Source organism: Arcticibacterium sp. (assembly GCF_055134445.1).
Genome location: NZ_JBSRVI010000146.1, coordinates 40,953 through 51,217, shown reverse-complemented (window position 1 = coordinate 51,217; position 10,265 = coordinate 40,953). Strand labels below are relative to the sequence as shown.

Below are 10,265 nucleotides of genomic sequence, written 5' to 3'. Positions count from 1 at the left end.
CATAAAACAAGTAAGTTAACCTAAAGTTTTCGCACCACACTTTTGGATTGAGGAACAAAAAAACCTCCCAGATTTAATTAGAAAGCCGATTTGCATGTGATTTTTACTTTTGGCTGTCAAACTTGGGTCTTTCTAATGAAAATATAAGCCTGCAGTCTTACGGTATTAGCTATTATTCTGCGACCAAGAATATTCCAAAACATATTGAAATATTCAACCATGGGAACAAAATCATACTTTCCAGCTGCTTAAACCTAAATCTTAATAAAATTAATCTTCAAAGTTTTTTCTATTTCATTGATGGTTTTCATTTCATACTTATCTACAAAACAGATGGAGATCCCTCTTTTTCCTGCTCTCGCGGTTCTTCCGCTTCGGTGGGTGTAAGATTCTATTTGTTCTGGTAATTGGTAATGAATCACAAAAGCCACGTCTTCTACATCCACCCCTCTAGCAGAAATATCGGTTGCTACCAAAACCTTAATTCTACCTTTGATAAAGGCTCTCATCACTTTATCTCTGTCACGTTGGCCTAAGTCGCCATGAAGTGCATCGGCCGAAACATGTTTTCCTATGAGTTTACGAGCTAAAACTTCCGTATCTGCTCTGGTCCTACAGAAAACAATTCCTTTGGCTGCCCCTTGAGACTTTAAAAACTCAAACAAATAATCAAACTTTTGATTTTGCTCACAGATAAAAAACTGGTGCTCTATCTTACTATTGATTTCAACATTTTTACTGACTGAAATTCGATGTAAGCCTGGATCCATAAATCTTGTAATGAGACTTTGCAACGCAACTGGAATAGTAGCCGAAAACAACCATTTGGCACTACTTTTATGAATGGTATCCATAACTCTTTCCAGTTCATCTTTGAAACCCATGCTGAGCATTTCGTCCGCCTCATCAAGAATAAGCGTTTTTACTTCACTTAAATCTATGGCACCTCTGTCTATCAAATCTAGCAATCTACCTGGCGTAGCCACAACTACTTGCGTAGGGCGTTTTAAATTCGCTATTTGTATTTCTATTTTCTCCCCACCATAAATGGCCTCCGTAAATACTTTAGGGCCGTACTTCGTCAATTTGAATAATTGCTTGGCAATTTGTTGACATAACTCTCTAGTTGGAGCTAGTACTAATCCTTGGATTCCTTTCTTGTTCTCAGATACTAAGTGTAATAGAGGTAAACCGAAGGCAATGGTTTTACCCGTCCCTGTGGGAGCCTGACCTATTAAATCGCCTTTATTTGCCAATAAATAGGGTATTGCTTTCTGCTGAATTTCAGAAGGCTTACTTATTTTTAAATCGGCCAATGCTTTTATATATGATTCCCCTACACCCAGTTGTTTAAAACTCTCCACTTTAACTTTAATTTTTGAAATGCAAAGGTAGTTATAAACCGATGTATTCAGTAGTACTTCCTTTGGAGAGACTAAATTTCAATAATACCAGTCATTCACTTATAACTCTGAAAGCTTTGCAGTATCTATGAATTAGGAATACCATCAGTGAGTTTAAGAAGAAACGCAGCATTTCCGACATTAAATGCAAGAATACGACGACTCGAAACCTAATGCATGTACTCAACATTTTAATCCAGTCTTTGCTGAAAAATCTCCTAGATTTCCAGAAGTACTTCTTCTATCTGCAGACAGTTCTCGGTGTGCATGAGCCATACATGGCGATTCAAACCATGAATAGAACACCCTTTAATATTGATCAAATTAGCCCTCGAAATGTTTTATAACAAAAATTTTCTTTTCTACTTCCGTCATTTTATCCGCTGCTAACACATCTATTTTAATAACCTTAAACCTTAAGTCTTTTTTTATATAATTGTGAAGTTCTACTCTAGCATTGGTTGGTCCAAAGAGCAATACATGATCGTATTTCAAAATCTCTGCAGCAATTTCCTTATAAAATGCTGCTAACATTTGCTGTCTTTTATTATGCATAAGATTTTCGCTTTTTTGTTTTGCTTCATCTTGCATCTCAAAATCAAACTTTGAGTTGATAATTTGTATTTCTTCAGACTTAATCAAACTGACTAAATGTGCTGCCGAATGATCCATCCATATTCCAATTCTTTTATTTGCATCCATTATGTTACATGTTTAGTTAAAAATATAATATTCTCATTTTCTAATCATTCAAATGGAATATTAGAAAATGTTAATCTAACGGAGTTTTGATAATTCTTCCATCTTCCATTGTAATGATTCTATGTGTTTTAGCAGCAAAATCTGGGTCATGTGTAACAATAAGAAGAGATTGCTGATATTCCTCGACTAGTTCTTTGAAAATTTCGTAAACCACATCACCATTCTTTTTATCCAGATTACCCGTTGGTTCATCGCCCATGATAATCAAGGGATCGTTTATCAGTGCTCTTGCTATAGCCACACGCTGTTTTTGCCCACCACTTATTTGATTGGGATATTTTAATGCTTCTTTTTCAATTCCCAGAATTTTTAATTTATCATAGGCATGATGCTCTACTTCCTTAGGTGACAATTTACCCAGTTTTAAGCCGGGTAACATCACATTTTGCAGATTATTAAATTCGCTGAGTAAATAGTGAAATTGGAATACAAAACCGATTTTCTCATTTCGCACTTTTGCCAATTCTTCGTCCTTTTTATTTGTCATAGATACCCCATCTAATAAAAGCTCCCCCTCATAGCTGGTATCCATAGTAGAGAGTATATAGAGCAATGTAGACTTCCCACACCCCGACTTTCCCATTACCGAGACAAACTCCCCTGCACAGATAGAAAAACAAACATCGGTCAGTACTTTCACGGTGATAGGGTCATGAAATGACTTACAAATATCTACGGCTTCAATAACTTTCTTATTATCCATGACTATTTACCTCTTATGATATCTACAGGGTCAATTTTACTTGCTTTTTTAGAAGGAAAATAACCTGCTAAATAGGTAGTCACGATGGAAAAAATTGCTCCTATCACGTAAAACATAGGGTTATAATTGATGGGATAGGTTTTCACCGCCGGCATAGAGGCGTTATTGAAAGGAATTATGCCTATGAGTGCAGAAAAACCTAAACCAAAAACCAGACCCAATGCACCTCCCACTAAACCGATGGTCAAAGCAATGGTGAGAAAGATGTAATTAACGTCTTTTCCAGAAAAACCAGTGGCTTTTAAAATGGCAATAGAATCCATTTTTTCATAAATCATCATGTTCAAAATATTGAAAATTCCAAAACCCGAGACAATCAGCAATGTGATACCCACCGCATAAGATATTAGGGTACGTACCGAGCTTCCTGTTTCATATTGAGCATTGGCTGTTTGAATGTCAATGGCTTCGGTATCAAAAAGCTCATGGTAACTTTTTGCCAAAGCTGGTGCCTGGGTAATATCCTTAATTTTGACTTGAATATCGGTGACATAGCTGGCTGGCTTCCCCAATATTTTTTGTGCGGTACCCAATGTGGTATAACTCTGTACTTTGTCTAACTCTTCCATTCCAGACTGGAAAAACCCGACTACCTTTAATATAAACGGTGTCCCTTTACTTGTGGTAATTTGAATATTGTCACCCACATGTACGAGCATTTTGTCAGCCGCCCCTTTGCCTAGAATAATACTATTGGGTATATTTTTCAGGTCAATGGTTTGGCCTTCCACCACATAATCTTTGAAACTAAAAAGCCTGTTTTCTTCTTCTACATCAATTCCGTTTATAATACCGGTTAAATTTATATCTCCTATGTTATAAAAGACTGGAACGGTAGTTTTGGGAGCCACGCCACGAATATTTGGGTCATTTTTCAGTGCTTTGATAATGGCATCACTGTTGTGAATATCCAATAATTCATTTTTGGGCTTTACATGACTTATAAAATGATATGCTTCTGTAAATTGGCTAGAGCGGGCTATCGGCTGCACCTTGGAAGGTAAGATTTCATTATAGAGTCTTACATGGGGCGTTCTGTTAAGAATGAGGCTATCCAACAAATCGTTTAAGCCAGCCATAAAACTGAGTAGGGAAATAAACATGGCAATGCTAAAAGTAACACCAAAAGCTGCTACCATCGTTTGTTTTAAGCGTGCTGTTAGCAAAGCCAATGAAATCTCTGCAATGAGTTTAATTTTCATTCTGCAGGAAGAACGATTTCTTCATTTACGCCGATTCCCGATAGAATTTCTACCATCTGGTAATCTTTCAGCCCTGTCTTTACAAAGATTTTCTTTCCTGACTTGCTGACGACCATGGAATCATTGAGCAGGTAATTTCTAGGTATGAGCAAGGCATCTTTTTTGGTACTAAGCACCACATTGGCTTCAAAAGAAATATTGGGATACAGTACTGCTGGTGGGTTTACAAATTCGGCTTCTAAGGTGAAAGTCTTACTTTGTAAATTCATGATGGGATTTATCTTTGTGACTACTGCATTAAATACCGAATCTCTATAGCTGTTTAAAACTACCAAAACTGGCATTCCTAATTTGACAGTTACAATATCGTACTCATCTATTTGCATTTCTAACACGTACTTCTCATCATCTCCTATAATAGCAAACGGAAGCTGAGGGCTCGTAACTTCTCCTTTCTCAATGTTCAATTGATAAACTCTGCCATTTACCTTACTCTTTACCAAGTAGTCGTTATTATTTTTATGACTAATCGAAAGATTGTTTTGGGCTTGCCTAGAAAGATACCTTAATTGCCTATCCAACGCTTCTAACTTTTCGTTGGCAGACTCATAATTGGCCATAGAGCTCTTATAAACCAATTCCTTTTGCTCCAGAGATATTTTCGTCCCAATGTTTTGTGCCCAAAGGTTCTTTTGTCTTTCCAAATTTATAGAATCGTTTTTCATTTGACTTTTGGTCAAGCTAACATAAGATTTTGCTTCCTCTATTTTTCCTCGATTAAGACTTAAAGCATTAAACTCACTGGTTAATCTTACATTTTCAGTCCTCAGCTTTTGGGTTTCATCAAGTATAGAAAGTAAAGGTGAACCTATTTCTACCATATCTCCCTCGTCCACAAAAACCTCATTGACCATACCACTAACGGTAGCAAAGGCCTGATATTGATTCTTACTTTTTAAAGCACCTGAAGCGTAAACGGATTCGGTTATATCCTGAATTACGGGCTTCATCGTTTCTTGATCAGATTGACAAGACGCCAAGAATGTCAATAAAAAAAGAAGTGTATAAGTTGATTTTTTCTGCAAGGATCCATCGTTTATTGTGATAATGTAATTTAACATTTAAAAAATGTTTGACATAAAATTGCCTTATCAAAAAAAGCTTTTTTGATATCAATCATATTTTAACCCGCTTTGCTTTATGCATTAGGAAATCTCCCGATAGCTATCGGGACCGCAGCTAAATTGCTTCAAATCAGTACGTAGACCCATTTAAACTCAATCACCAGAACCCTTCGACAAAAAGATCAGGGTAAACCGCTGTGCTAATTTCCTTTAATTGTCTGATTTATTGTACTTTAAAACTCATAACGATTCCCCAACGCATAATCCGGATTTAAAGACCATTTATTTTAAAAATGTGCCTTAATATTTTATCACTTGGTTGTAAAGAATTTAACGATGAAAAAAATCCTTGCTTAATTCACCAAAATTTCCGCTCGATCTTACGGAGTTTTCAAACTATCCAAAGCCCACCCGATAAGCTGTGAAAAAAGATATTTGTGCTACATTTCCAAAAGCCAAAATGAAATGATATTCGTAACTCACAGAAATTGGTTAATATTATACCAACGGAGTTACTTAATCTTATCAAACATATGCTAACCGAGGAAATTGCATTAATTCTCTTAGCCTTGCCGCTCGTATTAGGAACCTTTCTGCCCTCATTTGGAGGTAAACATTGGTTTGTAAGAACATTTGATTTCATACGAATCCAGTCCTTGGTACTTATGTCTATTATATTTGTTTTAAGTTTTTTTCTGCTGTCTAGTGAATCCAGAATTGTTATGGCTATGCAGTTGGCTCTTTTTATTTCCATCGGATTTCAGCTCAGAATCATCTCTCCTTATATACTAATAGGTAAAAGGAAAAAGCCCGAATTTACCAATTCTGTTTCTATTATAAGTGTAAATGTGCTACAAACGAATACGGAATACCAGAGACTTATTGACACGGTAAAAAAGCACCGACCAGAAATTTTGCTCACCATAGAAACAGACAAAGCATGGGAAGAAGCTTTGACGGAAATTGAAAGCGATTACAGTTTTTCGGAAAAAGTAGCTAAAGAAAATACCTACGGTATGCATTTTTATACCAAGCTAAAAGTAAATAAGGTTAAGGTTCATTATTTAATGTCTGACGAAAGACCTAGCATTGAAGCACATTTAGAAGACACCAATCAAAATGAGTTTGTCTTTTGGGGTGTGCATCCACCCCCACCCAGCCCAACAGAAGAAACCACCTCTAAAAAGAAAGACGGTGAGTTAATGAGTATAGCCAAGATTATTAGTAAGTCTGATAAGCCTAATCTGGTCATAGGTGATTTTAACAGCGTTTGTTGGTCGGCTGTTTCCAAATTATTTGCAAGAACATCTGATCTTATTGATGCCAGAGAGCGAAGGGGCTTTTTTTCGACTTTTCCAGTGAGGCCATTTTTCCTGAGGTTTCCAATTGACCTACTATATCATTCTAAAGCAATAACCATTGGTAATATGACCACGCTGGAAGATATTGGCTCAGACCATCTTCCGTTATTTTCTGAATTCAACATTGAATCCAAAAAGAAAGAAATAGCCAAGCCCGTAGAGAAAGACAAGGTGGAAGAAATTATAGAAGAAGGCAAAGAAGCAGAAAGTACAGGAGATTAAACCCACTTTATGCGTTAGAAAATCTCCCGATTTTATCGGGACCATAGCTAAATTGCTTCCCATCGGCAAGCTCTGAGTAACACAAATCAATTCGTAAACTCATTTAAACTCAATCACCCTTCGACAAAAAGCTCAGGGTAAACCGCTATGATAATCTCGTTTAAATGCCTGTTTTTTTCCACTTTAAGACTTATTACGATTCTCCAATGCATAAACCGGGTTTAAAAAGAAAGCAAACGGTCATTATCAACTACCACGGAAAATCTAAACAGGAATACCAAATTATAGGAATGGACAAAGCCCTTTCTTTGACTTCTGATAATGGGATTTTTACGTATTGCGGTTTGGAAGTAAAAGGACATTTCTTTTTTGACCAAGCAGATAAAGCATCTTCGGGTCAAATAGAAGCATGGGTCTCTGAAGTCACAAAGGCTTTTTAAATTGAAACTATCTTGTAAAAGTATGATTCAAAAGCCTTTAATGCATAGCACAAACACTGAAAACTAGGCATTACAAACACCATTTATCCTATGGCATGGCTTAATTTATTATACTTATTTTTATAAGCTTTAGGCGTCAAGCCCGTTATTTTCTTAAATACCGTTCTAAAGGATTTAGTATCTGTGTAGCCCACATCATACATCACCTCGTTTACATTTTTCTGTTTCGTTTCAAAACTGCGTTTAGCCGATTCTATTTTTACCCGATTTATATATTCTAAAACCGTATTATTTGTGGCTTTTTTAAATCGTCTTTCAAAACTCCTTCTGCCCAAAGAAACCATATTGGCCAATTCCTCCACAGAAATTTTCTCTTGCGTATTCTTCTCTATAAAAGATTGTGTTACTATGATGGCTTCGTCCTCATGCTTTTTTTGCCCCTGAAACATAGCAAAAGCGGACTGGCTTTCTCTGTCTATATCTACCGCAAAATACTTAGAAGCCAAAATGGCTGTGGCTCTATCCGTATATTTTTCAACCAAATAAAGTAACAATCGCCAATAAGAATTCGCACCACCACTTGTGTAAATGCCAGATTCTTCCGTAAGAATCTGGCCTTCCACCACTTGCACTTCAGGGAACATTTCTATCAACTGATTCTGAAATCCCCAATGGGTAGAACATTTCTTACCATCCAATAAACCGGTAGAAGCTAGAAGGAAAGCACCTAAGCACAAGGAGGCCACCTCTGCCCCTTTTTCATAATGAGCCTTAATCCATGTTATGGCTTCATTATTCTGCTCAATAGCCGTCTTTAAATCTCCAAACAAGGCCGGAATTAGTATTAAATCCGTCTCTTTTATGTTTCTTAATACCTCATTGGTATTGACGGTATAGAGCCCTCCATTTAGTTTTACGGCTGCTTTTAATCCTACTAGCTGCACGTCAAACACCGGTTCTCTACCCGCAGCAGTCATGAATTGATTTACGGTTGAAAATAAATATTGAGGGTCTGCAATAGCCTGAAGAACAGAAGACTCCGGCACTAAAATACTAATACGTCTCATTATAATTCTTTAGATTTCTAAGCTAAATTTAGTATTTTTTTTTGTCGCAAACGCCCTCTTTTTTGTCGTTTTTTCACAAGACTAAAGATAGCTTTAATGATGAAATTTGTATTTCAATAATCAATCAACCGAAAAAAACATGTCAAACGTATCTATTTATCTCCACTTTCAAGGTAATACCGAAGAAGCCTTTAACTTTTATAAATCTGTTTTCAAAACAGAATTTGAAGGCCCTATTATGTACAATAGAGACATTGCTTCACAAGAAGGCATGCCTCCATTTCCTGAAAATGAACTGGAAATGATTATGCATATTTGTCTGCCTATTTTAGGAGGTTTTAGACTAATGGCAACCGATATGTTGGCGTCTATGGGACATAAACTGGAAATAGGCAATAACACCATCATTAATTTAGAACCCGATACTCGAGAAGAAACAGAAGGTCTTTTTAAGGCCTTATCTGAAGGAGCGACAGATATAACGCCACTTCAAGATATGTTTTGGGGAGACTATTGGGGTTGTCTTTCAGACCGCTTTGGCGTTAGATGGATGTTTAATCACAATACCAAATAATGAGGGGCACCGAATTAAGTTTTAATCAATCAATGGACAATATTAATCAGGAGAAATCTGCAACTAAATGAAAAAAGAGAAAATATTCTTTTGGGTTACTACGAGTCTCATATTTCTGTTTGAAGGTGTAATGCCTGCATTAACATCTCAGACCGACATGGCAAAAGAAGTTATTAGTCATTTGGGCTACCCCCCTTATTTTGGCATTACTTTAACCGTTTTTAAAGTATTAGGAGCACTTATTCTCATCATTCCTCAAATACCAAAGCGTTTGAAAGAGTGGGCTTATGCTGGTTTTGTGTTTGATTTCCTTTTTGCTTCTGTTAGCCATTGGGCCGTTGATGGGTTTGGTATAGAAGCCGTGTTTCCTTTGATAGTTCTGGGTATTCTCATGATTTCGTACTCCTACTATTACAAATTAAAACCAGACGCCATCTCCGTTTAGAAAAATTAATAAACTTAAAATTCCATTTGGTACTAAAGGCAAAATATGGCATAAACCATCTGTAATGAATAATAGAGAACGCCCAATATAATAGTGTGATGGTTGTAATGGTAGAGCATTACATTTTGCGATCATTTTAAGATGCTTTTGTAAAAGTAAAGGAGTTTTTGCAAAAGCATTTTATTGTTTCATTGGATTAAGATTCCCAAATTGTTTAAATTATAAGTAAATCAGATTCAAAAAAAGTGACCCTTGACAACGACAATTATTATTTAAACAAAGCAGAGCCTAACAAAAGTTGTTTATTGGCTTTAAGAAGCATTATTCTCTCCCAAGATTCTAATATTACGGAAACTACAAAGTATGGCATGCCTTGTTTCTGTTTCAAAAAGAAGATGTTTTGTTACTTATGGACAGACAAAAAAACAGATGAGCCCTACCTTCTTTTTGTGGAAGGAAGACTCCTTAATCACTCAGAACTGGTAGCCGGAACACGGGCTAGAATGAAGACCTTTACGGTAAAACCCACCGAAGATTTACCCATTAAAACGATTGAACTTCTTCTTAAAAATGCCTTAGATTTATACCGAAATGGCACTATTAAAATCAAATAAAAACTGCTTATTATCGATAGTTTATTAAGGCTCAGGGTTTCTAGAGTTCCTCTAGTTTTAAAAAACGTTTTTAAGCCGCTTTATTCATTAGAAAATCTCCCCATAGCTATCGGGACCGAAGCTAAATTGCTTCAAATCAGTTCACTTCGGAAGGCTCAGTGCAGGCGTAAACCCATTTAAACTCAATCACCAGAACCCTTCGACAAAAAGCTCAGGGTAAACTGCTATGCGAATCTCGTTTAAATGTCTGATTTATTCCAATTTAAAACTCATTACGATTCTCCAATG

General features: G+C 36.3%; 11 protein-coding genes. 5 read left to right on the top strand and 6 right to left on the bottom strand.

The features are described from left to right. Nucleotides 1–254 precede the first annotated feature (254 nt). The 5 genes from ACTBZY_RS19075 to ACTBZY_RS19055 form a co-directional block, all read right to left on the bottom strand. Nucleotides 255–1,364, bottom strand: a complete 1,110-nt coding sequence (locus tag ACTBZY_RS19075) for a DEAD/DEAH box helicase (protein ID WP_463047959.1) — start codon at nt 1,362–1,364, stop codon at nt 255–257. A 363-nt stretch (nt 1,365–1,727) separates the two neighbouring features. Continuing rightward, on the bottom strand, nt 1,728–2,105 hold the full coding sequence (locus ACTBZY_RS19070; protein WP_463047958.1) for a hypothetical protein: 378 nt from the start codon (nt 2,103–2,105) through the stop codon (nt 1,728–1,730). A gap of 70 nt (nt 2,106–2,175) precedes the next feature. Beyond that, nucleotides 2,176–2,868 (bottom strand): ABC transporter ATP-binding protein, encoded by a 693-nt coding sequence (locus ACTBZY_RS19065; protein ID WP_463047957.1) that lies wholly within the window; start codon nt 2,866–2,868, stop codon nt 2,176–2,178. A gap of 2 nt (nt 2,869–2,870) precedes the next feature. Then, nucleotides 2,871–4,130 carry an ABC transporter permease gene (locus ACTBZY_RS19060; RefSeq protein ID WP_463047956.1) on the bottom strand — a complete coding sequence of 420 codons (1,260 nt, stop codon included), beginning with the start codon at nt 4,128–4,130 and terminating at the stop codon, nt 2,871–2,873. Further along, on the bottom strand, nt 4,127–5,140 hold the full coding sequence (locus tag ACTBZY_RS19055; protein ID WP_463047955.1) for an efflux RND transporter periplasmic adaptor subunit: 1,014 nt from the start codon (nt 5,138–5,140) through the stop codon (nt 4,127–4,129). The genes ACTBZY_RS19060 and ACTBZY_RS19055 overlap by 4 nt, the downstream gene beginning before the upstream one ends. 602 nt (nt 5,141–5,742) lie before the next feature. Here ACTBZY_RS19055 and ACTBZY_RS19050 point away from each other — a divergent pair. Both ACTBZY_RS19050 and ACTBZY_RS19045 read left to right on the top strand, forming a co-directional pair. After that, nucleotides 5,743–6,837, top strand: coding sequence for an endonuclease/exonuclease/phosphatase family protein (locus ACTBZY_RS19050; RefSeq protein ID WP_463047954.1), 1,095 nt, complete (start codon nt 5,743–5,745; stop codon nt 6,835–6,837). A gap of 164 nt (nt 6,838–7,001) precedes the next feature. Beyond that, nucleotides 7,002–7,277 carry a hypothetical protein gene (locus ACTBZY_RS19045; RefSeq protein ID WP_463047953.1) on the top strand — a complete coding sequence of 92 codons (276 nt, stop codon included), beginning with the start codon at nt 7,002–7,004 and terminating at the stop codon, nt 7,275–7,277. A gap of 83 nt (nt 7,278–7,360) precedes the next feature. On the opposite strand, the gene ACTBZY_RS19040 is transcribed toward ACTBZY_RS19045, so the two are convergent. Further along, complete coding sequence (locus ACTBZY_RS19040) at nt 7,361–8,344, bottom strand: GlxA family transcriptional regulator (protein ID WP_463047952.1); 984 nt, start codon at nt 8,342–8,344, stop codon at nt 7,361–7,363. Between the two features lie 139 nt (nt 8,345–8,483). On the opposite strand from ACTBZY_RS19040, the gene ACTBZY_RS19035 reads away from it, so the two are divergent. The 3 genes from ACTBZY_RS19035 to ACTBZY_RS19025 all read left to right on the top strand — a co-directional run bounded on the left by ACTBZY_RS19035 (nt 8,484) and on the right by ACTBZY_RS19025 (nt 9,977). Beyond that, nucleotides 8,484–8,918 (top strand): VOC family protein, encoded by a 435-nt coding sequence (locus ACTBZY_RS19035; RefSeq protein ID WP_463047951.1) that lies wholly within the window; start codon nt 8,484–8,486, stop codon nt 8,916–8,918. A gap of 67 nt (nt 8,919–8,985) precedes the next feature. Further along, on the top strand, nt 8,986–9,363 hold the full coding sequence (locus ACTBZY_RS19030; protein WP_463047950.1) for a DoxX family protein: 378 nt from the start codon (nt 8,986–8,988) through the stop codon (nt 9,361–9,363). A gap of 245 nt (nt 9,364–9,608) precedes the next feature. Continuing rightward, nucleotides 9,609–9,977: a DUF1801 domain-containing protein gene (locus tag ACTBZY_RS19025; protein WP_463047949.1), complete on the top strand. Its 369-nt coding sequence runs from the start codon at nt 9,609–9,611 to the stop codon at nt 9,975–9,977. Nucleotides 9,978–10,265: the final 288 nt, after the last annotated feature.

Coding starts and splice junctions, on each gene's coding strand:
- ACTBZY_RS19055 (WP_463047955.1), bottom strand. CDS start 5,140: ATGAAGCCCGTAATTCAGGATATAACCGAATCCGTTTACGCTTCAGGT.
- ACTBZY_RS19035 (WP_463047951.1), top strand. CDS start 8,484: ATGTCAAACGTATCTATTTATCTCCACTTTCAAGGTAATACCGAAGAA.
- ACTBZY_RS19065 (WP_463047957.1), bottom strand. CDS start 2,868: ATGGATAATAAGAAAGTTATTGAAGCCGTAGATATTTGTAAGTCATTT.
- ACTBZY_RS19045 (WP_463047953.1), top strand. CDS start 7,002: ATGCCTGTTTTTTTCCACTTTAAGACTTATTACGATTCTCCAATGCAT.
- ACTBZY_RS19040 (WP_463047952.1), bottom strand. CDS start 8,344: ATGAGACGTATTAGTATTTTAGTGCCGGAGTCTTCTGTTCTTCAGGCT.
- ACTBZY_RS19070 (WP_463047958.1), bottom strand. CDS start 2,105: ATGGATGCAAATAAAAGAATTGGAATATGGATGGATCATTCGGCAGCA.
- ACTBZY_RS19060 (WP_463047956.1), bottom strand. CDS start 4,130: ATGAAAATTAAACTCATTGCAGAGATTTCATTGGCTTTGCTAACAGCA.
- ACTBZY_RS19030 (WP_463047950.1), top strand. CDS start 8,986: ATGAAAAAAGAGAAAATATTCTTTTGGGTTACTACGAGTCTCATATTT.